This is a genomic window from Polaribacter cellanae, from assembly GCF_017569185.1.
Classification (GTDB): domain Bacteria; phylum Bacteroidota; class Bacteroidia; order Flavobacteriales; family Flavobacteriaceae; genus Polaribacter; species Polaribacter cellanae.
In genome coordinates this window covers 1089273-1112869 of the sequence record NZ_CP071869.1, presented here as the reverse complement: position 1 = coordinate 1112869, position 23597 = coordinate 1089273, and the positions used below count along the sequence as shown (strand labels likewise).

22 protein-coding genes are annotated in these 23597 nt (G+C 30.2%); 9 read left to right on the top strand and 13 right to left on the bottom strand.

Annotation, left to right across the window (positions count from 1 at the left end; translation table 11 throughout):
• The first annotated feature begins 25 nt into the window (after positions 1-25).
• Together J3359_RS05145 and leuB are read left to right on the top strand one after the other, a co-directional pair.
• Positions 26-1546 carry a hydroxymethylglutaryl-CoA lyase-like TIM-barrel protein gene (locus tag J3359_RS05145; RefSeq protein WP_208079666.1) on the top strand — a complete coding sequence of 507 codons (1521 nt, stop codon included), beginning with the start codon at positions 26-28 and terminating at the stop codon, positions 1544-1546.
• A 65-nt stretch (positions 1547-1611) separates the two neighbouring features.
• Positions 1612-2667, top strand: coding sequence for a 3-isopropylmalate dehydrogenase (leuB, locus tag J3359_RS05140; RefSeq protein WP_208079665.1), 1056 nt, complete (start codon positions 1612-1614; stop codon positions 2665-2667).
• A gap of 527 nt (positions 2668-3194) precedes the next feature.
• On the opposite strand, the gene J3359_RS05135 is transcribed toward leuB, so the two are convergent.
• Together J3359_RS05135 and J3359_RS05130 are read right to left on the bottom strand one after the other, a co-directional pair.
• Positions 3195-3743, bottom strand: coding sequence for an acyl-CoA thioesterase (locus tag J3359_RS05135; protein WP_208079664.1), 549 nt, complete (start codon positions 3741-3743; stop codon positions 3195-3197).
• 5 nt (positions 3744-3748) lie between these two features.
• Positions 3749-4117, bottom strand: a complete 369-nt coding sequence (locus tag J3359_RS05130) for a 6-phosphogluconate dehydrogenase (protein ID WP_208079663.1) — start codon at positions 4115-4117, stop codon at positions 3749-3751.
• A gap of 230 nt (positions 4118-4347) precedes the next feature.
• Here J3359_RS05130 and J3359_RS05125 point away from each other — a divergent pair, with 230 nt between their 5' ends.
• On the top strand, positions 4348-5523 hold the full coding sequence (locus J3359_RS05125; protein WP_208079662.1) for a GlmU family protein: 1176 nt from the start codon (positions 4348-4350) through the stop codon (positions 5521-5523).
• A gap of 134 nt (positions 5524-5657) precedes the next feature.
• Here the strand turns inward: J3359_RS05125 and J3359_RS05120 are convergent, their stop codons facing one another.
• Genes J3359_RS05120 through J3359_RS05105 form a run of 4 tightly spaced genes read right to left on the bottom strand, consistent with a single transcriptional unit; the run spans position 5658 to position 8568 of the window.
• Positions 5658-6392, bottom strand: a complete 735-nt coding sequence (locus tag J3359_RS05120; RefSeq protein ID WP_208079661.1) for a head GIN domain-containing protein — start codon at positions 6390-6392, stop codon at positions 5658-5660.
• Positions 6393-6421: 29 nt separating this feature from the next.
• Complete coding sequence (locus J3359_RS05115; protein WP_208079660.1) at positions 6422-7501, bottom strand: hypothetical protein; 1080 nt, start codon at positions 7499-7501, stop codon at positions 6422-6424.
• Entirely contained in the window at positions 7485-8009 is a 525-nt protein-coding gene (locus tag J3359_RS05110) for a hypothetical protein (protein ID WP_208079659.1), read from the bottom strand. Before J3359_RS05110 ends, J3359_RS05115 begins: the two co-directional genes overlap by 17 nt.
• Positions 7999-8568 carry an RNA polymerase sigma factor gene (locus tag J3359_RS05105; protein WP_208079658.1) on the bottom strand — a complete coding sequence of 190 codons (570 nt, stop codon included), beginning with the start codon at positions 8566-8568 and terminating at the stop codon, positions 7999-8001. The genes J3359_RS05110 and J3359_RS05105 overlap by 11 nt, the downstream gene beginning before the upstream one ends.
• Before the next feature lie 367 nt (positions 8569-8935).
• On the opposite strand from J3359_RS05105, the gene lon reads away from it, so the two are divergent.
• Together lon and J3359_RS05095 are read left to right on the top strand one after the other, a co-directional pair.
• Positions 8936-11407 carry an endopeptidase La gene (gene lon / locus J3359_RS05100; protein WP_208080416.1) on the top strand — a complete coding sequence of 824 codons (2472 nt, stop codon included), beginning with the start codon at positions 8936-8938 and terminating at the stop codon, positions 11405-11407.
• A gap of 223 nt (positions 11408-11630) precedes the next feature.
• Positions 11631-12305 (top strand): class I SAM-dependent methyltransferase, encoded by a 675-nt coding sequence (locus tag J3359_RS05095; protein ID WP_208079657.1) that lies wholly within the window; start codon positions 11631-11633, stop codon positions 12303-12305.
• Between the two features lie 104 nt (positions 12306-12409).
• On the opposite strand, the gene J3359_RS05090 is transcribed toward J3359_RS05095, so the two are convergent.
• From J3359_RS05090 to ruvX, 5 genes are all read right to left on the bottom strand, one after another.
• On the bottom strand, positions 12410-14845 hold the full coding sequence (locus J3359_RS05090) for a glycoside hydrolase family 95 protein (RefSeq protein WP_208079656.1): 2436 nt from the start codon (positions 14843-14845) through the stop codon (positions 12410-12412).
• A gap of 446 nt (positions 14846-15291) precedes the next feature.
• Positions 15292-16071 (bottom strand): nucleoside triphosphate pyrophosphohydrolase, encoded by a 780-nt coding sequence (gene mazG / locus J3359_RS05085; protein ID WP_208079655.1) that lies wholly within the window; start codon positions 16069-16071, stop codon positions 15292-15294.
• A 115-nt stretch (positions 16072-16186) separates the two neighbouring features.
• On the bottom strand, positions 16187-16612 hold the full coding sequence (locus tag J3359_RS05080) for a DUF5606 family protein (protein ID WP_208079654.1): 426 nt from the start codon (positions 16610-16612) through the stop codon (positions 16187-16189).
• Positions 16613-16707: 95 nt separating this feature from the next.
• Positions 16708-17298 (bottom strand): peptide deformylase, encoded by a 591-nt coding sequence (gene def, locus J3359_RS05075; protein ID WP_208079653.1) that lies wholly within the window; start codon positions 17296-17298, stop codon positions 16708-16710.
• A 213-nt stretch (positions 17299-17511) separates the two neighbouring features.
• Positions 17512-17922 (bottom strand): Holliday junction resolvase RuvX, encoded by a 411-nt coding sequence (gene ruvX, locus J3359_RS05070; RefSeq protein WP_208079652.1) that lies wholly within the window; start codon positions 17920-17922, stop codon positions 17512-17514.
• Positions 17923-18043: 121 nt separating this feature from the next.
• On the opposite strand from ruvX, the gene J3359_RS05065 reads away from it, so the two are divergent.
• Positions 18044-18859 carry a 2,3,4,5-tetrahydropyridine-2,6-dicarboxylate N-succinyltransferase gene (locus J3359_RS05065; RefSeq protein ID WP_208079651.1) on the top strand — a complete coding sequence of 272 codons (816 nt, stop codon included), beginning with the start codon at positions 18044-18046 and terminating at the stop codon, positions 18857-18859.
• A gap of 12 nt (positions 18860-18871) precedes the next feature.
• Positions 18872-19627: a glycosyltransferase family 2 protein gene (locus J3359_RS05060; RefSeq protein WP_208079650.1), complete on the top strand. Its 756-nt coding sequence runs from the start codon at positions 18872-18874 to the stop codon at positions 19625-19627.
• On the opposite strand, the gene J3359_RS05055 is transcribed toward J3359_RS05060, so the two are convergent.
• Together J3359_RS05055 and J3359_RS05050 are read right to left on the bottom strand one after the other, a co-directional pair.
• Entirely contained in the window at positions 19624-20370 is a 747-nt protein-coding gene (locus J3359_RS05055) for a glycosyltransferase family 25 protein (protein WP_243765988.1), read from the bottom strand. The two genes, J3359_RS05060 and J3359_RS05055, sit on opposite strands and share 4 nt — an antisense overlap.
• Positions 20367-21170, bottom strand: a complete 804-nt coding sequence (locus J3359_RS05050) for an alpha-1,2-fucosyltransferase (protein ID WP_208079648.1) — start codon at positions 21168-21170, stop codon at positions 20367-20369. Before J3359_RS05050 ends, J3359_RS05055 begins: the two co-directional genes overlap by 4 nt.
• 120 nt (positions 21171-21290) lie before the next feature.
• Here J3359_RS05050 and J3359_RS05045 point away from each other — a divergent pair, with 120 nt between their 5' ends.
• Both J3359_RS05045 and J3359_RS05040 read left to right on the top strand, forming a co-directional pair.
• Positions 21291-22706 (top strand): CCA tRNA nucleotidyltransferase, encoded by a 1416-nt coding sequence (locus J3359_RS05045; RefSeq protein WP_208079647.1) that lies wholly within the window; start codon positions 21291-21293, stop codon positions 22704-22706.
• A 5-nt stretch (positions 22707-22711) separates the two neighbouring features.
• A complete protein-coding gene (locus J3359_RS05040; RefSeq protein ID WP_208079646.1) occupies positions 22712-23479 on the top strand; it encodes a DUF1647 domain-containing protein in 768 nt (255 codons plus the stop codon).
• The last annotated feature ends 118 nt before the right edge of the window (positions 23480-23597 follow it).

The following is a 23597-nucleotide window of genomic DNA, read 5'->3' as shown; positions in this document are numbered from 1 at the left end:
AAGAAATATTTTTCAAGTTGATAAAATGACCCAAAGAAAAATAGAAATAATGGACACGACACTGCGTGATGGCGAACAAACATCAGGAGTGTCGTTTTCTGTTTCAGAAAAACTAACCATTGCAAAATTATTGTTAGAAGAACTAAAAGTAGATCGTATAGAAATTGCCTCTGCAAGAGTTTCTAAAGGAGAATTAGAAGCTGTTCAAAAAATTACTTCTTGGGCTTCAGAAAATAATCAATTAGAAAAAATTGAAGTGTTAACCTTTGCTGATAGTGGAAAATCTATTGATTGGATGGTAGCATCTGGTGCGAAAGTCCAGAACCTATTAACCAAAGGTTCTTTAAATCACTTAACACATCAACTTAAAAAAACTCCAACGCAACATTTTGTAGATATTAAATCTATTATTGAATTAGCGACTAAAAACAATATAAAAACCAATGTTTATTTAGAAGATTGGTCTAATGGAATGCGAAATTCCAAAGAATATGTTTTTGAGTATTTAGATTTTTTGACTGCTCAAAATATAGAACGTATTTTATTACCAGATACTTTAGGAATTTTAACTCCAGATGAAACCTTTGCATTTATTTTAGAAGTTCGCAATAAATACCCAAATACGCATTTCGATTTTCACGGACATAATGATTATGATTTAGGTGTTGCCAATGTTATGGAAGCTGTAAAAGCAGGTGCTAACGGATTGCATTTAACCATAAACGGAATGGGAGAACGTGCAGGAAATGCACCTTTAGCAAGTGTAATTGCTGTAATTAACGACTTTTTAAAAGAAGTTGAAGTGACTGTAAATGAAACAGCATTGAATAAAGTAAGTAAATTGGTAGAAACATTTTCAGGTTTTCGCATTCCTGTTAATAAACCTGTTGTTGGTGCCAATGTTTTTACGCAAACTGCTGGAATTCATGCTGATGGTGATAATAAGAATAATTTATATTTCAATGATTTAATGCCAGAACGTTTTGGAAGAAAACGTAAATATGCCTTAGGGAAAACCTCTGGAAAAGCAAATATTCAAAAGAATTTACAAGATTTAGGTATCAGCTTAAATGATGAAGAATTAAAGAAAGTAACCCAAAAAATTATAGAATTAGGAGATAAAAAAGAAGTGGTTTCTCAAGACGATTTACCTTATATTATTTCTGATGTTTTAGATTCTGATACTATTGAAAAACGTGTTATTGTAGAAAATTATGTTTTAGGACACGCAAAAGGAATGAAGCCTTCTACCACTTTACAGTTAATCTTGGAAGGATTTCGTTACGAAGCACACGCACAAGGAGATGGACAGTTTGATGCTTTTATGAATGCATTAAAGAAATTATACAAAACACATAGTAAAAAAGAATTGCCAAGTTTAATAGATTATGCCGTTAGAATTCCACCAGGAAGTCATTCTGATGCTTTGTGTGAAACAATTATCACTTGGAAAAGAGAAAAAAACGAGTTTATAACACGTGGTTTAGATTCAGATCAAACAGTATCTGCAATTAAAGCAACAGAGAAAATGTTGAATATTATTTAAAAATTCAAAAATTCAAAAATTGAAAGGTTTAATCTTTCAATTATTTAATCTTTTAATAAATAAAAATGAAATTAAATATCGCATTATTAGCAGGAGATGGAATTGGACCAGAAGTAATAGACCAAGCAGTAAAGGTGTCGGATGCTATTGCTAAAAAGTTCAATCATAAAATTAATTGGAAACCAGCCTTAACAGGAGCAGCCGCAATTGATGCAGTTGGAGAACCTTATCCAGATGAAACACATAAAATTTGTGCGTCTTCAGATGCTGTGTTATTTGGTGCAATTGGGCATCCACGTTTCGATAACGATCCTTCTGCAAAAGTTCGTCCGGAACAAGGCTTACTAAAAATGCGTAAGAAATTAGGGCTGTTTGCGAATGTTCGTCCAACATTTACATTTTCTTCTTTGTTAGATAAATCTCCCTTAAAAAGAGAAAGAATCGAAGGAACAGATTTGGTTTTTTTACGTGAATTAACAGGTGGAATTTATTTCGGAGAAAAGGGGAGAAGAGATGAAGGAGAAACTGCTTTCGATAACTGTGTGTACACAAGAGCAGAGGTACAAAGATTGGCAAAAAAAGGGTTTGAATTGGCAATGACTCGTTCTAAAAAATTATGTTGTGTAGATAAAGCGAACGTTTTAGAAACATCAAGATTATGGAGAGAAACTGTGCAAGCAATGGAAAAAGAGTATCCAGAAGTGGTAGTTTCTTATGAGTTTGTAGATGCAGTTGCGATGCGTTTGGTTCAATGGCCAAATAGTTACGATGTTTTAATTACGGAAAATTTATTTGGAGATATTTTAACAGATGAAGCTTCTGTAATATCTGGTTCTATGGGGTTAATGCCAAGTGCCTCTTTAGGAGCAGATATTGGTTTATTTGAGCCAATTCATGGTTCTTATCCACAAGCAACAGGTTTAAATATTGCAAATCCGATGGCAACTATTTTATCTGCAGCTATGATGTTCGAAAACTTTGGTTTACAAAAAGAAGGAAAAGCAATTAGAGATGCTGTAAACAATGCTTTAAATAAAGGAATTGTAACAGAAGATTTAGCTGACGGAGGAAAATCTTACGGAACAAAAGAAGTAGGAGACTGGTTGGCAGAACATATATAAAATTTATTTTTTTAGAGGGAATGTAAAGCTCTGTTATTTATATTTAAAAAGCATGCAATTGTTAGTTTAAAAGTTGGATGCTTTTTTGTTTTCGCTAATAGACGAATATGAAATCGTTTTAATGATTTACATTAGGTCTTGGCAGTAATTTCACGCAACTATTTCGGAATTTCTGCATCTATAAAATATAACTCAAAATAAAAATTATGAGAATTGGAAAATTAACTTTAATACTTATTTTAGAAATTGTATAGGAATGTAAATAAAACTCTGTTTGTTAATTTTTTAGATTCGTATATTTTAAAGTTTTTAAGTGTGATTTATAACTACCTAAATTCTCTCTATTTTTTATTGTTTTATGGAAAATAATTTTGTCTTTAAAATATAAACGAATTATTTAGAAACTAGTAAAGTCTTATAATAAGATTTCTAATCGAGGTGTTCTTTAGCAATATTAGTCTATAACTTTAGGGCTGCGTCTTCTGATTTTAGAAAAGTCAATTAAAATTATTTCTATAGAACTTACTTTATTTCAACTCAATTCTAGAATTACTTTCCTTTAATAGATGAATGTATGCATCCGTTTTAAAAATTTTACTACTAAAACGAGACGTTCTGTTTCTACCTTCATTTTGTCTTGTAATGGATCTTGCAAAACGTCTTATTTCATCTTTAGAAGTTAAAATAATGCCAGGAATTTGCGCACTTTTTCCAGCTTGGTCTTTAGCAACCATTGTAAAATAAGAAGAATTACAATGTTTCTTTTCGCCAGTTCTAATATTTTCCGATTCTACACGTAACCCCACAACCATAGAAGTTCTTCCTGTATAATTTATGGAAGCTTTTAAGGTTACTAATTCACCAACTTCAATAGGGTTTAAAAAATCTACTTTGTTTACGGAAGCAGTTACGCAATAATTTTCGGAATGTTTCGAGGCACACGCAAACGCAATTTGATCCATTAGGTTTAAAATATGTCCACCATGAATTTTTCCACTAAAATTAGAATGCGATGGCAACATTAACTCTGTAATGGTTAATTGAGATTCTTCAATATGTTTAAATTTTTTTTTCATCTTTTTTAATTTTTCCTAAAATGTGGAGATTGATCTTCTTCTACTTTGGTAACAAAATACTTGGTATCACCCAACCAGAAAAACGTAGCATATCTTTCTATATAAGTAAGTTTTACATAACGTCCTTGAAATTTTTGTAAATTTTCGACTACTTTTTTGTTCTTATCTTCTACAGAAAAAGCAAAAATTTGTGCCCCAGAAATACCTTGACTAATTTCTCCTTCCCAAGTTTTTACCAAAACTCCTTTTTTACTAATTTTAATTAATTCGCCAGAACGAACCCCTTCACTAAACGTAATATTATAAATAAAAACGTAATATAATAACGTAATTAAAATTACGACAGTTAATAAGATTCCTATAATTTTTTTCATATTCAAAAATACGATTATAATTTAGTATTCTTAAAATTGTTGAAATTAAAATGGTATAAAAGTTATTTTTTTCTTTAAGGTAAGTTTAGAAACATTAACGCTTTATCTCTTTATAATTGTTGTTTGTAAGTTAATTGATGTTTTTTATCGATGTTTTAAAGTGATATTGCACAAACTTTTCTTCACATATTACAAGCATTCCTATATATTTGCAAAAAAAAAATTCTAAAATGAATTATATTTTATTCGATGGCGATGTTAGAAATTCGCTGTTACCATTTACTTTTACAAGACCAGTTGCAGATATTAGAATTGGTATTTTAACCATTAGAGAAAAATGGGAAAAGCATTTGGGTTTAACTACCACAACTATTACTGAAGAATATTTGGAAGAGAAGTTTCCAATGGTAGAAATGGAAGAGAATATTTTAATAAATGCTTCTTTTTGTCCTACAAATTCTTTAGTAGAAAAAGTAAAAAACTTAGGTGAAAACGAAGCTATTTTTAAAGGTGAAGATGTAATTGCTTTTTACACATCCGATTCTCAAGAGGAAGTAAATTTCGATGAATATACACAAATCGAGTTTGAAGAAGAGTTACTTCAAATTAAAGAAAATTGGGATATTTTTACCTTCAATGGAAAAGCAATTAAAGAAGATTTCGATTTAATTACAGAAGATAGAACGTCGCAACCAATTCCAGAAGGAGTTCAAGTAATTAATAAAGAAAATATTTTTATTGAAGAAGGAGCAGAGGTTATTTTCTCTTCTTTAAATGCTTCCAATGGTCCTATTTATATTGGTAAAGATGCTTTAATAATGGAAAACGCTTCTATTAGAGGGCCATTTTCTATGAGTGAGAAAGCCGTTGTAAAAATGGGAACCAAAATTTATGGAGGTACTACACTTGGGCCTTATTGTAAAGTTGGTGGAGAAATTAATAATTCTGTTTTATTTGGTTATACAAGTAAAGGACATGATGGTTATTTAGGAAATTCTGTTTTAGGAGAATGGTGTAATTTAGGGGCAGATACAAACAACTCGAACCTAAAAAATAATTATGCAGAAGTTAAATTATGGAAATACGAAACTGGAAATTTTGCAAAAACGGGTTTGCAATTTTGCGGTTTAATGATGGGAGATCACTCCAAATGTGGTATTAACACTATGTTTAACACAGGAACTGTGGTTGGTGTAAGTACAAATATTTTTGGAACAGGTTTTCCAAGAAATTTTATCCCTTCTTTCAGTTGGGGTGGAGCAGCAGGTTTTACAACATTTCAAATGAGAAAAGTATTGGAAGTTGCAACAGCTGTTATGAAACGTAAAAATTTAGTTTTTGATGATAAAGACCAACGAATTTTAAATCATGTTTTTGAAATTACGAAAGAGTATAGGAATTATTAGTAGTTTAAGAATTAAGAATTAAGAATCAAGAATCAAGAATCAAGAACTAAGAATTAAGAAAAAAAAGCGTAAAAATGATTTATCATTTTTACGCTTTTTTTGTCTAAAGTTTTAAAATTAAAAGTCAAAAAAAACTAATTCCTATCAATAACACTTCCAGAACCTACAGATTTTGTATTTATATGACTTGGGTTTCCTTTGTAATATAGATTTCCAGAGCCTACTATTTTTGCTTTTATTTTAGATTTTACAGTTGTTTTAATACTTCCAGAACCAGCAACAGTTGCTTTTACTTCATCGGTTTTTAAATCGAAAGCCCTAATGCTTCCGGAACCTGCAATAGAACAAGTTAATTTTGTGGTATTTCCTTTTAAATCGATATCTCCAGAACCACCAATAGATGCACTAACTTCTTTAGCTTGTATATGTAAATCTATTTTTCCAGAACCTCCTAAACTCGCATTAAAATCTCGTGCAGTAATTTTTTCTTTGCTAGAAATATTTCCAGACCCCCCCAAAGAAACACTTTCAATATCATTGTAAAATACAGTTATAGTTAATCTTTTTGTGGTTCTAATATTGGTATTTTTCTTGTAATTTATTTTTAAGGTATTTCTTTTAACTTCTGTTTTTATATAAGGAATAATGTTTTCTTCTCCTTCAATTTTAATGTTTCCTTCTTTTCCTTTTACAAGAATTACATCAAAAGAGCCACCTGCAGTAACACCATCGAAATTAGGTGTGGTTCTATTTACAGTAACCACATTTCCATTTCCTTTTATTTTTTTGCTATTTCCCCACCAGTTTTGCGCATTCATAGAAAATGCAATCGTAAAAATTAAGCAGGTTAAAATTATTTTTTTGTTCATAATATATTAGTTTTGGTTATTAATTTTGTTTAGTTTTCTTTAATTCTAACACTTCCATATTGAGAATTTATTTTTAAATTTCCACTCGATTTTCCTTTACCATATTTTCCTTCGTAATATTTTTTTGTGGATTTGGAAATGCTTTTTGTAAGTTCTAATTTATCGTTATTCCTTTTAAAACTTCCATATTGCAAATCTATTTTAAAGTTGAAAGAAATTGTTGGTTCTACATAAATTTTAATGCCTGTATATTGTCCAGAGATATCTACTTTTTCGAAACCTTCTACTAAGTTTTTTACTATAAGCGAACCATATTCTGTATCTATAATTAAGTTTTTTCTTACAGTTCCAAAACGCAGACTTACATAATCGGAATTTCCATTGATATCTTCTGCATCATTTATAGTAATAGAACCATAATCTGCATTAAAATCGATAGCACCAGCTTTATCGAACTTTAAAGTTGAATAATCTGCATTTACTTTAATGTCTTGCGAATTTTCAATCGATAATTTAGAATAATCGATATTTACATCGCCACTTTTCATATATGCAATAGTAGAAGCAGAACAGTAATCTAAATTAATATTATTATCATTAGAAGACAATTCGCCCACAATAATTTTTCCATAATCGCAATTAATATCTGCAGATCCAGAAATATTTCCTAAATAAATACTGCCATAATCGTTATCTAAATCGACACTATTTGTTTTTGGCATTTTTACAATATAGTTAATCTTGTAGTTTACATTTTTACTCTTTTTCCACCAAAACCAACTACTTTTCTTTTCTCCAAAAGTAGTTTTTGCACTTACTTTAGAACTGCTGGCATTAAATGCTATATTTATTGATTTTAATTTTTCTTTAACATCTTCTAAATCGTCTCCTTTTACTGTAATTTTTACTTCAATTTCTACTCTATTTTTATCCCAAGTAGTAACGTTTAAATCGCCATACTTGTTATTTAAAGAAACTAAAGCATTTGAATTTACGTTGTATTCTTTTGTAATTGTTTTCGATTTTTCGTGTTTTTTATCTTTGTCATTTGCAGAGGAAATCAGTGGAAAAAAAAGCAATAAGAATGTAATTTTATATATAAATTTCATTATTTAGGTTATTAGTATTTTTAATTTTATCGATTTGTTGTAAGGTGCGTTCTAAAATATCTAAACGTCTTTGGTAATTTTTAATCATAGCAGCAATAACTCTTCTTTGCATTCCATTTTTGGTAAGTTCTTGTACAAAAATTTTATAATTATCTTCTAATTCCTCTAATTCGTCCAAAGCACTTTCTATAATTGTTTCTGTGTCTAAACTTCTATTGAGTTCTAAAGTTTTAATTTCGGCATTAATTGTGGAAACAAAGTAATTTTGAACTTCTTCCATTTTAGGAGAAACATCTGCCAAATCCATTTGTCTTTTTTGGTGATTGCTTCCTAACGAAAAACCTAAAACTAAAATTACAGACGCAGCCACACTTAACCATTTCCAAGGAGTTTTTGCTTTTTTGTTTGGCAGATTCAGTTTACGCTCAAAACGTTCTAAATGCCCAGAATGAGGTTCTTTTAAATCGAAATTATTTTCAGAAAAAAAATGTTTTAATTTATCTTCCATATGCTTGTGTTTTTATATTCTCTGCAAGTAAAACCTGCTTTAATTTTTTCTTAGCTCTCGAAACTGTAGTTCTAACATTTTCGTTGGTATAATTTAATATTTGCGCAATTTCTTCATAATCATAGCCTTCAATTAAGTTTAAATTTAGTAACAATCTATAATTTTCTTTCAAGTTTTGCATGCAATTTAAAACGATTTCAGGTTTTAAACCAGCATATTCAAGTGTTTCCTCTTGCACATTATCATCATTAGGAATTACTTCCATTTTTACCTCTTGGTATCTTGCATTTTTCTTTAATTGTGTTAAACTTTTATTGATAACAATTCTCTTTAACCACGCTCCAAATGTAACTTTACCTTTATAGGTGTGCATTTTTGTGAAGACTGTTAAAAAGGCTTCTTGCATGATATCTTCCGCTTCAAATTTATCTTTTAAAATACGAAAAGAAACATTGTACATGGCTCTGTAATACCCTTTGTAAATTTCTAATTGCGCGTTTTTGTCCGACTTTTTGCAGCGTTCTATAAGGTTGGTTATATGTGGTTGATTAGTTTCCAATAAAACGTTTCTATGTTAAAGACAAAACCATCTTTAATTTGTGACACTTTTCTGAAAATAAAAGTAAACTTTTTATTTTTAGCGAATGCTTAAAATAATTGAGCATAAAAGCATTTACTATTTATTATAGCTTTACAATAACTATCAAACTGTAAAGTTTATCAGTTAAAATATGTATTTTAAGTAGTTAAACTTATAGTGTTGTTTTGTATGTTGAAGTATTCTTAAATTTTTATAGACATTGGCACAACAATTGTCTTATTAATTTTAGGTAAGCAGATGTCTGTTTTTTAAGATTCTGATTATCAATATTTTAATAAAAATAAATTTGATGTTGATTATCTTAGATAAACCAATCAATGTCAGTATGACAGATATAAAGAAGATGAGCAAACCAAAAGTAATGAGATTAGACAATATGTCGCTTCATAGCATGCTAAATGAAGATTCTGAGTTAATTCCTTTAATGACGCCAGAAGATGAAGAAATTATCAATAACGAAAGCGTTCCAGAAATTTTACCAATATTACCTTTAAGAAATACGGTTTTATTTCCGGGAGTTGTAATTCCAATTACAGCTGGTAGAGATCAATCTATTCAATTGATTAAAGATGCTAATAAAGGCGATAAAGTTATTGGAGTTGTTGCACAAAAAAATGAAGAAGTAGAAGAGCCTAGTTTAAAAGATATCCATACAACTGGTGTTGTTGCACAGATTTTACGTGTTTTAAAAATGCCAGATGGAAACACAACTGTTATTATTCAGGGTAAAAAACGGTTTGAAATTGATACACTTATTCAAGATAAACCATATTTAAAAGCTACTGTAAAAGAAGCTTTTGAAGACAAAGTTATTAACGATAAAAAAGAGTTTGAAGCAATTATAGATTCTATTAAAGAACAAGCTTTAGAAGTAATTAAAGAAAACCCAATTTTGCCTTCAGAAGCTTCTTTTGCGATAAAAAATATTCAATCGAGTTCTTTTTTGGTGAGTTTTATTTCATCGAATATGGATTTAAGTGTGTTGCAAAAACAAGTAATTTTAGAAAAAGACAATCTAAAAGAACGTGCATTGTTAACATTAAAAAACCTAAACAAAGAACTTCAGAAATTAAAATTGCGTAACGATATTCAGTCTAAAACAAGAGAAGATTTAGACCAACAACAAAAAGAATATTATTTACATCAACAATTAAAAACCATCCAAGAAGAATTGGGAGGTGTTTCCAACGACCAAGAGTTGGAAGAAATGCGTACAAAAGGAAAAGCTAAAAAATGGACGAAAGAAGTTGAGAAAACTTTTGAAAAAGAATTAGGTCGTTTAAAGAGAATGAATCCGCAAATGGCGGAATATGGCGTTCAAAGAAGCTATTTAGAATTGTTGTTAGAATTGCCTTGGGGCGAATACACAAAAGATAAGTTCGATTTAAAAAGAGCGACAAAAATCTTAAACAGAGACCATTTTGGTTTAGATAAAGTAAAAGACAGAATTATAGAACATTTAGCGGTTTTAAAGCTAAGAAACGATATGAAATCTCCAATTTTATGTTTGTACGGACCTCCAGGAGTTGGTAAAACTTCGTTAGGAAAATCCGTTGCAGAAGCTTTAGGAAGAAAATACGTTCGTATGTCTTTAGGAGGTTTGCGAGACGAAGCAGAAATTAGAGGACACAGAAAAACCTATATTGGAGCGATGCCTGGACGTTTAATTCAGAATTTGAAAAAAGCCGAAAGCTCGAACCCAGTTTTTGTGTTGGATGAAATAGACAAGTTAGGGCAAAGTCATCAAGGAGATCCATCTTCTGCAATGTTAGAGGTTTTAGATCCAGAGCAAAACGAATCTTTTTACGACAATTATTTAGAAGTTGGTTACGATTTATCGAAAATCCTTTTCATAGCCACTGCAAACAATTTAGGACAAATCCCTTGGGCTTTGCGTGATAGAATGGAAATAATAAATGTAACTGGTTACACGATTGAAGAAAAAATAGAAATCGCCAAAAGACATTTGTTGCCAAAGCAATTAAAAGAACATGGTTTATCAACCGAGCATTTAAAAATTGGCAAAAAACAGTTAGAGCAAATTGTAGAAGGCTATACAAGAGAATCTGGTGTTCGTGGTTTGGAAAAGAAAATAGCAAAAATGGTGCGTTTTGCGGCAAAATCGATTGCTTTAGAGGAAGAATACAACATTTCTATTACGAGTGAAGATGTCGAAAAAATATTGGGAACTCCAAGAAATAGAGACAAATACGAAAATAATGGAGTTGCAGGTGTGGTTACTGGATTAGCATGGACAAGCGTTGGTGGAGATATTTTATTTATAGAATCTATTTTATCGAAAGGAAAAGGAACGCTTTCCATTACTGGTAATTTAGGAAATGTAATGAAAGAATCTGCAACCATTGCTTTACAATACATAAAATCGAATGCAGAAGAATTTGGTATAAAGCCAGAAACTATGGAAAAATACAACGTCCATATTCACGTTCCTGAAGGTGCCACACCAAAAGACGGACCAAGTGCAGGTATTACCATGTTAACTTCTTTGGTTTCTTCTTATACACAGCGAAAAGTAAAAAACAAGTTGGCTATGACTGGCGAAATTACGTTACGTGGAAAAGTATTACCAGTTGGTGGAATCAAAGAAAAAATATTAGCTGCTAAAAGAGCAAATATCAAGGAAATAATTCTTTGTGAAGACAACAGAAAAGACATTTTAGAAATAAACGAAAGTTATTTAAAAGGTCTTACATTCCATTATGTTTCGGACATGAAACAAGTAATTGAAATAGCACTTACAAAGCAAAAAGTACAAAATGCTAAGAAATTAGTGTAAGTTTTTAGTTTTTTATATTGAACTGAAAAGCCTTTTTTTTTGTGAAAAAGAGGCTTTTTTTTTTTGATTGGCTAACTTAACATTGAAGATATCGTTTTAAAGATTTATTTCAAAACTCAACAAAGTTGTATTTTTTTTAGGTTTAGAAACAAACCAAATTATTTGTATTTAAAACCCAAAACTTATAATTTGTAAGTTTGTTTAATTAGAGATTGTATTTATAATGAACAATAAAAAAGAAACCCATAAAAAAAAGAAGCCATGGCCGACAAAAAAAGCAATGGAACAAGTCTATAAAATGAAACTTTGGGGCGATAATAATACCGATTTTTATTCTGGTGAAGGTTCTTATAATTTGGCTATTGTAAATCCCTATTTAGATGTTGTAAAGTTGTTTTTAAATTCCTTCGAAAAACGGCTTGTAGTTTGCGATTTAGGTTGTGGCGATTTTAATGTAGGTAAAGAATTGGTGCAGTTTTCTAAGAAATATTTCGCGATTGATATTGTTGAAGATTTAATCAAACGAAATAAAGAGAAATTTAAAGCAGAAAACCTAGAATTCCGTTGTTTAGATATTTCAAAAGATAATTTGCCTTCTGGAGATTGTGTTTTATTGAGACAAGTATTGCAGCATTTATCTAATACCGAAATTTCTAAAATACTAACAAAACTCTCTAATTTTAAATACATTATTTTAACAGAACATTTGCCAAATGGCAATTTTACTCCCAATGAAGATATTATTTCTGGACAAGGAATTCGACTGAAAAAACAAAGCGGATTAAACCTATTAAAACCTCCTTTTAATTTTAAAGTGAAAGGAGAAAAACAATTGTTAGCTACAAATTTAAAAGAGTCGAAAGGTGTTATTCTAACGACTCTTTATCAATTATTTTAATTTTTGATGAGAGTTCAACTCATCAGAAAAAAGAGTTAAAAGAGTTGTATAAAGCGTTTTTATAAAATTTATTTTATCTAAAAAAAGTGATATTTAATTCTCTGTTATACACCGAAATTTCTTCCATCTTTCAAAGGAAAATACTCGGTATTTGCTTTCGTATTTAAAGCAATTTGTTTTCCATTGTATTCTAAGATACAAGAGCCACCCTTTTTAGAGAAAATACGTACATTTTCTAATTTTCCTGCTTTCCAATCAATATCAACAACAAAACCACCTCTTGCGCTTAATCCTTTTACATAACCATTTTTCCAGTTTTTTGATAAGGCTGGTAACAATCTAATTTCTCCAGACTGACTCTGTAATAACATTTCTGCAATTCCTGCTGATGTTCCAAAATTTGCATCCATTTGAAAAGGAGGATGCAAGCCAAATAAGTTGGGGCTTACACTTTTAGATAAAACCATATTTAAACTTTTTTCAGCGTTTTCTGCATCGCCCAATCTTGCATATTGGTTAATTAACCAAGCAGCACTCCAACCTGTGTGTCCACCACCATTTTTAATTCTATAATCTAAAGATTTTCTTGCAGCTTCTGCATATTTTGGAGTTTTAACAATATCAATTTGATATCCTGGGTGCAATGCAAATAGATGAGAAATATGTCTATGACCGGGTTCTAATTCTTTAAATTCTTCTCTCCATTCCATTAAACGTCCATCTGAACCAATTTTTGTTTGTGCTAAATTTTGTTGCGCTTTTATTACTTTTTGTAATAATTCGTCATTTATACCTAAAGCATTGGAAGCATCTATATAATTTTTAAAAAGTTGCCAAATTACTTGTTGGTCGTGAGAAGGTCCCATACAAATTTTACTATTACTTCCATCTGGTGCTAAGAAGCTGTTTTCTGGAGAAACAGAAGGTCCAGAAATTAATTTACCAGTTTTTGGATCTGGAATTAACCAATCTAAATAAAACTGAGTAGAAGTTTTTAAAATAGGAAACTTTTCTTTTAAGAACTTTTTATCTAATGTATAATAATAATGTTCCATAATGTGTGTCGTTAACCAAGCACCACCACCCAAATGCATTCCCCAACTAGACTCTTCTCCAGGAGCTGTAAATCCCCAAGCATTTGTAATTGGGTGTAAAACCCAGCCACTTGCATTGTAATGTACTTTTGCTGTACTTTTACCTGCTTCTTTTAAAGTTCCCATTAAATCGAACAATGGTAAATGCATTTCACCTAAATTGGTGCTTTCTGCCAACCAATAATTCATTTGAACATTTACATCTGTATGGAAATCTCCATTCCAAGGAGTTTGAATTTTATTTGCCCAAATTCCTTGTAAATTTGCAGGTAAAGTTCCTGGTCTCGAAGAAGAAATTAATAAATATCTACCATATTGAAACAGCAATTCCACCATACGTAAATCTTCTTTTTTTGCTTTTATATTTTTAAGGCGAACATCTGTAGGAATGGTGTCTAAAGCATTTGAAGTAAGTTTTAAATCGACTCTTTTGTAATATTGTTGATATTCTTCTTTGTGCCTTCTTAAAAGCTCTTTATAAGCTGTTTTCTTTGCTTTTTGTAAATTTGTCGCTGTAATATTTTTATAATCTCTTCCTTTATAAGTAGGAAATTCTAAAACATAATTTGTTGAAGCTGTTAAATATAAGGTAACTTCATCTGCATTTTCTACAATTAAATTTTTGCCTTCGTATTTAACAGTTCCATTTTTATTTACGGCAGATAAACGTGTTAAGTATTCTAAATTTGTACCTCCTTTACCATCAGAAAGTGCACCTTGCATAATTAATTGGTCGTCTTTTGTTGAAGTTTTAAATCTTTCTGGCCTTGTTATTGTGCTTTTAAACGATATTTTACCAGGTGTGTCTGCAGTTAATTTTACAACCATTACTTGGTCTGGTTCACTAACAAAAATTTCTCTTTTGTAGTTTACACCATCTTGTTTGTAGCTCACTCTAACAACAGCATCGTCTAAATCTAATTCACGATTATAACTTTCATAATTACTGTTTTTATTGAAATCAATCCATAAATCTCCCATGGTTTGAAAACACCCAAAAGGAACTTCTGCACCATTTCCATGTCCACTTCCTTTGCCAATACAAACTTGAGTTTGTTGTGTTAAAAGTGTTGCTTCTTTATATTTTCCTTCAAAAAGTAATTTTCTAATTTTCGCTTGCGCTGGATAAGCTTTCGGGTTGTCATCATCACTTGAACTTCCAGACCACATACTTTCTTCGTTCAGTTGAATACGTTCTTTGTTTACATCTCCATAAACCATTGCACCTAAAGCGCCATTTCCTAAAGGTAAAGATTTTAGCCATTCTGGGTCGTCTTTCCATCCATTATGGTTGTCTGCTACTGTAGCTAAAGCAGGTTGTTTGTACCAAAGTTTAAGCGAATTGTAATCTTCTTTTTTTTCTGATTCTTGGCAAGCTGATAAAAAAAGTAAAAAGCTAATGGCAAATAATTTAATGAAGTGAGAGGTAGATTTTTTGGTATTCATTTTTTAGAATTGATTTAGAATAAAATTAATATTTGAAAGATTACAATATTTCAAAAATGTAGGCTAACTTACATCAAAAAAAAGGCAGTTGCAAACTATAGAAAGTAGTAAGGTAAAGGTTAACGAAAAAAGACTCCTTTTTTGATGATTTTGTGTCATATAAAAAGCAATTGTTAAGTTGAAAACTTAAATATTCTTTGTAGAAGTTATAGTTTAGAAGGAAGTTAAATTATAAATCTGGGGGTATAAGGCTTTGTCAATTGCGTACAGCTTTAGCTGGACGTCAGATAAATATTCTCTACAGGTGGCTTTAGCCAAAATATTTAGTCTTTTTAAGGGCAGTTAGGTTAAAGTTAATGTTTAATTGAAAACATTATACAATAGGGTAAAAACCATTGCTATTGATTCTTGTTTTATGAATAAATTGTTACTTTATTACAAAATAATTATTTGAAAAACTCTTTCGATTTTTCCCAGTAAACATCCATTTCTGTTAAAGACATATCAGAGAGAATTTTACCTTCTTTTTTTGCTGTTTTTTCTAAATATTGAAAACGATTTACAAACTTCTTATTTGTTCTTTCTAAAGCATTTTCTGGATTTACATCAATAAAACGAGCGTAATTTATCATAGAAAATAAAACGTCTCCAAATTCTTTTTCGATGTTTTCTTTATTTCCTGCTTTTATTTCTTCGTTTAATTCGCCCAGTTCTTCTTGTACTTTTTCCCAAACTTGTTCTGGTTTTTCCCAATCGAAACCAATACCAGCTACTTTTTCTTGAATTCTACTCGCTTTTACAACAGCAGGCAAACTTTTAGGAACACCTTCTAAAACAGATTTTTTGCCTTCTTTGAGTTTTAATTGTTCCCAATTTCGTTTTACATCTTCCTCGCTTTTAACTTTAATTTCTCCATAAATATGTGGATGTCTGGAAACTAATTTGTCGCAAATAGAGTTGGCGACGTCTGCAATATCAAAGGATTTTTTCTCACTAGCGATTTTTGCATAAAAAACAATATGCAATAAAACGTCTCCTAGTTCTTTTTTTATCTCTTGTAAATCGTTATCAAGAATTGCATCAGCCAATTCGTACGTCTCTTCGATTGTTAAATGACGTAGGCTTTCTAAAGTTTGTTTTTTATCCCAAGGACATTGCTCACGAAGCTCGTCCATAATATCTAACAAACGATTAAATGCTGCTAATTGCTGTTTTCTTGTGTTCATTTTTATGGTTTTTCTTGCAAAGTCGTGAAGATGTAATTTTTTAAGTTTCAAAAATACAGCGTTTATCAATTATAAACTGCGACTGCCACTGAAAACTGCCACTAAGAACTAAATTCTATTCGTTTTCTTCGGGAGAAACTTCAGCAGTTGCTTCTACTTTAGTAAAATCCATTCCAGATTTTACTAATAAGTTAAACCATTGAATTACTTTTTTAATGTTCGAAGTGTACACTCTTTCATCATCATAATCTGGTAAAACTTCAGCAAAAAAAGCTTCTAATTTTTTTCCACTTTCTTTGTGAGAAATTGCTTCTTTACCTTCAGTTTTTTCGTACATAGCTTTAAAAACTTCTAACAAAGGTTTGTCTTCTTCGAAAGTATAAATGGCAATATTTTCTAACAAACTAACATTTTGTGTTGCATTCACTGCCAAACGTTTTTGGTCTGTTAAAGATTCTACAATAATTGCGTTTTTAGATTGAGAAACTACTTGGTACAAACCAGACTTTCCTGTTACTGAGATTATTTTATTAAATTTCATATATATAGTTTTTAAATGTCTCCTCGAGCGCAGTCGAGAGGTTGTTTTTATCGAAAACTTATCGTTTTCGAGCGCTCTTGAAAAGACCTATTTTTTTATTTACCTTTTTTAACATTCGGAAAACGCATTCTGTATTCTGCGTTAATTTTTCCTTTAGAAATATTGTTTAATTTCTTTTTAATAATTCTTTTCTTTAATGATGAAAGTTTGTCGGTAAACAAAATTCCTTCTATATGATCGTATTCGTGTTGAAAAACCCTTGCAGCCAAACCGTCTAAAGTTTCTGTGTGCATTTTAAAGTCCTCATCTTGATATTCAACGGTTATTTTTGGCTTACGAAAAACATCTTCACGAACATCAGGTATGCTTAAACAACCTTCGTTAAAAGCCCATTCATCTCCTTCTTCTTCTAAAATTTGAGCATTTATAAAAACACGATTAAAGTTTTTTAATGTTTCTCTATCTTTCTCAGACAAAACTTCATCTTCCGCAAAAGGAGAAGCATCAATAATAAACAAACGAATCGCTTTGCCAATTTGTGGAGCCGCCAAACCAACGCCAGAAGCATTGTACATAGTTTCCTTCATATTGGCGATTAATTTGTCTAAATCTTTATAATCTGGTTCTATATCTACAGCTACTTTTCTTAAAACTGGGTCTCCGTAAGCAACAATTGGTAAAATCATTTTCTTATTATTTTTTAAGAATGCAAAAGTACAACTTAGAATAATTAATTACGAATTTTAAATTGCGAATTTTATTTATTTAGAGTTTCAAATTAAATTGGCTAAAACACTACAATTGTTTATTATTTTGTTTATGTTATTTAAAGCGATTCAATTACACAATTGTACTTTTAAGTAATTAATACGATTACATAATTACACATTTCAACAATTTTACTTGCTATATAAATACGACTGTAAAATTATGGTTGCACTAATTTCGTCTACCAAAGATTTGTTTCTGCGTTGTTTTTTCTTCATTCCACTATTAATCATAGTTTGAAACGCCATTTTAGATGTAAAACGCTCATCTACTCTTATAACTGAAATTGTAGGAATTTGTTGTGCTAATTTTTTTAGAAAAGCAAGAATTAAGGCTTCGCTTTCACTTTCGGAATTATCCATTTGTTTTGGTTCTCCAACCAAAAAAAGACTTACTTTTTCTTTTTGAACATAGGCTTTTAAAAACGGAATTAACTCAGAGGTATTAACTGTGGTTAAACCAGAAGCAATTATTTGCATTTCGTCTGTAACTGCAATTCCTGTTCGTTTTTTTCCAAAATCTATGGCTAAAATTCTTGACATTTATAATTTTTTGATGCAAAAATACGTTTTTTAAACAAAGCAGAAATATCTGTTTAAAAAATGTATCTTCGCTTTTAGTTTTTGCAGATAAATTTATATTTGTAGAAATTAATATATTATCATGAAAGAAATTAGAGAAATTATAGAATTGGCTTGGGAAAATCGCGATTTGTTAAAAGAACAAAACACGATAAATACTATTAGAAAAGTAGTCGATTTATTAGATAAAGGAGCGTTAAGAGTTGCAGAACCAACAATTAATGGTTGGCAAGTAAACGAATGGGTAAAAAAAGCAGTTGTTTTGTATTTTCCAATTCAGAAAATGGAAACCTTAGAAGCGGGTATTTTTGAATATCATGATAAAATTCCTTTAAAGAAAAATTTCGCAGAAAGAGGAATTAGAGTGGTACCAAATGCAGTTGCAAGGCATGGAGCTTACATTTCTGAAGGTACTATTTTAATGCCAAGTTATGTAAATATTGGTGCTTATGTAGATGAAGGAACCATGGTAGATACTTGGGCAACAGTAGGTTCGTGTGCACAAATTGGTAAAAACGTTCATTTATCTGGAGGTGTAGGAATTGGTGGTGTTTTGGAACCATTACAAGCGGCTCCAGTAATTATAGAAGATGGCGCTTTTATTGGTTCGAGATGTATTGTTGTAGAAGGTGTAAAAGTAGAAAAGGAAGCTGTTTTAGGGGCAAATGTTGTATTGACTATGAGTACCAAAATTATAGATGTAACTGGAGACAAACCTGTGGAAATGAAAGGTAGAGTTCCTGCAAGATCTGTAGTAATTCCAGGGAGTTATATAAAGAAATTTGCGGCAGGAGAATTTAATGTTCCTTGTGCATTAATTATTGGAAAAAGAAAAGAAAGTACTAATAAGAAAACCTCTTTAAACGACGCGTTGCGTGAGTATGACGTTGCAGTTTAAGAGTAAAATACTATGACAAAAATATCGGCAATTATACCTACATTAAATGAAGAAATTCATATAACAGATGCAATAAAATCTGTAAGTTTTGTTGATGAAATTATAGTTATAGATTCTTTTAGTACAGATAAAACTGTATCAATAGCAGAAAAATACAATGTAAAAATCATCAAGCGAAAGTTTGATGATTTTTCTTCTCAGAAAAACTTTGCAATTTCTCAAGCCAAACATCCGTGGATTTATCTTTTAGATGCAGATGAGAGAGTAACTCCAAAAGTTAAAAAAGAAATTTTAGAAGCCGTTAAAAATCCGAATGGTTTTGTCGGTTTTTATGTGCGCAGAACTTTTTATTTTGCAAATCAAAAAATAAATTATTGTGGTTGGCAAAGAGATAAAGTAGTTCGTTTGTTTTTAAAAGAACATTGTAAATATGTAGGAGTTGTTCACGAAAGAATAAAAACAATTGGCGAATTAGGTTTTTTTAAGCACAAAATAGATCATTTTGGGTACAGAAGTTACAATCATTTTATCGCTAAAATTCATCATTATGCTTCTTTAAAAGCGAGAGATTTGCACAAAAGAGGAAAGAAAGTTGGTTTGTTTCACATTCTTGTAAAACCACCTGCCAGATTTTTTATTCATTATATAATTAGGTTGGGTTTTTTAGATGGATTTGCGGGTATTATTTTAGCAAAAACTTTAGCATATTCTGTACTTACCAGATATATAAAATTATGGCTTTTAAATAAGGGAATTAAAGAGAGTTAGTTGCTTTTGTAAAAAGAATAATTTCTTATAAACCGATATGTTTTATAAGTAATTAAAGTAACAAGTTGCCAAAAAGGACGAATAATTTCTCTCAGTACTTTCTTGAACTTCGGCATTTTCTTTTGCTGAATGGTAGTGCCACCCACATTTTTATCATTACTACTAACATACCTTTTGTTGGTAGTTAAAACAGGTGTTTTATGTTTAAAAACATCTTGTTTTAAAACATCTATTGGCGAATAATACTTGGTTAAGTTTTTAGAAAGTGTTGCTGCCGCTTTTTTACCAATTATTTGTCCTGTTGTTTGTAAAGCAGGAATTAGAAATGTACTAATTAAAGTGTTTGACTTCAACTTAAAAAAACCTTTTCTACCAGAAATATCTAAAAAATCGTTCTTAGAAATTGATTTTAAAAGCGCATCTAAATCCTTAAAAAAATCTTTTGTTAATAAAGCATCATCTTCTAAAACCAACGCAAAATCTTCTTTTTGAGTAGCAATTATTTTCCACAAATCGAAATATGTTTTGGTTAAGCCTATTTCGCCATCGTTCAAATATGGGTAATGTGTTAAAATATTGTGTTGGTTTTTTGCTTTTTTCAGAAAATCTTGTGGCAATTCTTTTCCATAAACTGCTGGCATTCTTGTTAACGGAATGTTCAATTTTTTAAATTGATGTTCCATAAAATTCCTGCGCTCTAGACTTTTGTCTAAATTGATATAATATACTTTGTATAAACTCATATTTTTATCCAATTTTCACAGGCTATTTCATTTTCTTTACTAACAAACCACTGTTTTGGTGCAATAATAGTTTTGTTCTCATTTTTGTTCAACCAAGCTCCCCACCAAGAAAAACTACTGTTGGCAGTAATGTTGTGGTTGCAAAGACTCATTAAATATATATCTTCATGTGGAATGGTTTTATGATCGATATAAACAGCATTTTTTAAGGGTAAATTTTCTTTCGTCCAAGAAATATCATCAGAAAAAATAAAAAATTGAACGTCTTTGTTTTCTTGTTTTATTAATTGAACAGCCTCTTTATAATACTCTAAACTACAAGTGCCATGAATCGTGTTTGCTTTTTTATCGGAAACATAATCTCCTCTTCGAATGTGTAAAGAACAACTTGTATTGGCATCTAAAATCTGTTTTTGATAGTTTTTTGTTGATGTCGATAGTTCATCAGCAATTGTAAATTGTTCCAGTAAAACAGTTCTTATTTCCGAAAAATATTTTTCTGTTTGGAAATAACCTTTAACATATTCGTTTCCTTTTAAAGAGTTTAAAGAGGCGTCAAATAATAAGCTTTTTTCTTTTTTGTATTGAAAAAGGTTGATTTTCGAGAGAAAAATGGAAAAGTTAGTAGCATGTTTTAAATCAATTTTATAAGTATCTAAGTGATAGCCACCATGTAATTTGTAATTTTTAAAGCCAGAAACATCTAATTTTACATCAAACCCTTGCTGTTCTAATGCTTTTGCATAGGCATATTGAAACATTTGATTTCCTAAACCACCAAGAATTCTTACAATTATCATTATTAATAAAAACTTTTTAAAAGATATAAGCAAAAGTACAAATGTTATTATAATTTTCTTTCATCAATTTTATGTTTAAAGGAATATAAACAATAAATTTGCCATCACTTTTTAATACTTATGAATTACAAAGAAGCCATATCTTCAGAAATTTTTACAATCATTTCAAAAGCATCGAAACAATTAAAAGTCGAAAGTTATGTTATTGGTGGTTTTGTTCGCGATTTTCTGTTGAAAAGAGGCGATGCAAAAGACATAGATGTTGTTGCTGTTGGAAGTGGAATCGAATTAGCTTTAAAAGTATCTTCTTTATTACCAAACAAGCCAAAAGTACAAGTTTTTAAAACCTATGGTACAGCAATGTTGCGTTTTAAAGATGTGGAAATTGAGTTTGTTGGCGCAAGAAAAGAATCGTATTCAGAGAATAGTAGAAATCCTGAAGTTACAGAAGGTACTTTACAAGACGACCAAAATAGGCGAGATTTTACCATAAATGCGTTAGCTCTAAGTTTAAATGCAGCAAATTTTGGTGATTTATTAGATCCATTTAACGGAATTGAAGATTTAGAAAATAAGAAGATTAGAACACCTTTAAATCCAGATATTACCTATTCAGACGATCCTTTAAGAATGATGCGTGCCATTCGTTTCGCAACACAATTACATTTTAAAATTGAAGAAAATTCTTTGGCTGCGATTTCTAAAAACTCAGAAAGATTAAAAATAATTACTAGAGAACGTATTGTTGATGAATTAAATAAAATTTTAGCTTCTTCAAAGCCGTCAATAGGTTTTTTGTTATTGTATAAAACAGGTTTGTTGCCACAAATTCTTCCTGAAATCGTGGCTTTGAAAGGAGTAGAGGAGGTAGAAGGGCAAAAACATAAAGATAATTTTTATCACACTTTCGAAGTGGTAGATAATATTGCTAAAAAAACCGAAAATGTTTGGTTACGTTGGGCAGCGTTATTGCACGATATTGGAAAAGCGCCTACTAAAAAATTTAGTAAAAAAGTAGGGTGGACTTTCCATGCACACGAATTTGTGGGTTCTAAAATGGTTTATAAAATATTTAAACGTTTAAAAATGCCATTGAATAACAAAATGAAATTTGTTCAGAAAATGGTGTTGTTAAGTTCACGACCAATTGTGTTGGCAAGTGAAGTTACAGATTCTGCAGTAAGACGTTTAATTTTTGATGCTGGTGAAGATATCGATTCTTTAATGACACTTTGTGAAGCAGATATTACTACTAAAAATCCAAAGAAATTTAAAAAATATCATCAAAACTTCGATTTGGTACGTGCTAAAATAAAAGAAGTAGAAGCGCGAGATAAAGTCCGTAATTTCCAACCGCCAATTTCTGGTGAAGAGATTATGACAGCTTTCAACCTAAAACCTTGTAGAGAAATAGGTCAAATAAAAGAAGCGATAAAAGAAGCTATTTTAGATGGTAAAATACCTAATGAGCATAAAGCTTGTTATAATTTTATGATTGAAAAAGGAAAACAATTGGGGTTAAAAATGATAAATTAGAAGGTATGAAATTATTAACTGAAATAAGGACTCTTTTTTTACAAATTCAATTGTCATTCCATTCATTTTCAAAAGATTTGGTAATTGTTACAGGTTCAGATAGTTCTCATTTTAAAAGCTTATTACAACTTTTAGAGAGCTTAAAAATTCACGAAAAAAAATCTAAAAAAATTGTTTACGATTTAGGTTTAACTACAGACGAAAATGAGATTCTAAAAAATAATTTTCCTGAATTTGAAGTAAGAAAATTTGATTACTCAAAATATCCATCCTATTTTAATATTAAAATAAGTGCAGGAGAATATGCTTGGAAACCAGTTATTATTAACGACGTTTTAAATGAATTTAAAACTGCTGTTTGTTGGTTAGATGGAGGTAATAAAGTAGTGAAAACTTTAAATTCCATTAGAAAACTTTTAAAATTATATGGTTTTTATTCTCCATTTTCAAAAGGAGTTATTTCGGATTGGACACATCCAAAAACACTCGATTTTTTAGGAGTTTTAAATAATAAATCTTTATTAAAACAACGCAATTTAAATGGAGCTTGTGTTTGTGCAGATTATAATAATTTAAATGCTCGAAATTTAATTAAAAATTGGAGTGATTGTGCTAAGAACAAAGATTGTATTGCTCCAGAAGGCAGTAGCAGAGAAAATCATAGGCAGGACCAAGCTGTTTTGTCTGTCTTGGCTTATAGAGATATTCCGAATATTGCAAAAAAAATGATTTTTAAGAAGTTAGGTTTTAAAACGCACCAAGATATTGATTAAGATTATGCAAGTGATTGCATAGTAACCAACTTAAAGTTTTATCTCCATTTGCTTTAAACCAAGGTTTACATCTTTCTTTCTGGATTTTTAAATTTTTATTCTCAGGATTTTTCCTAAA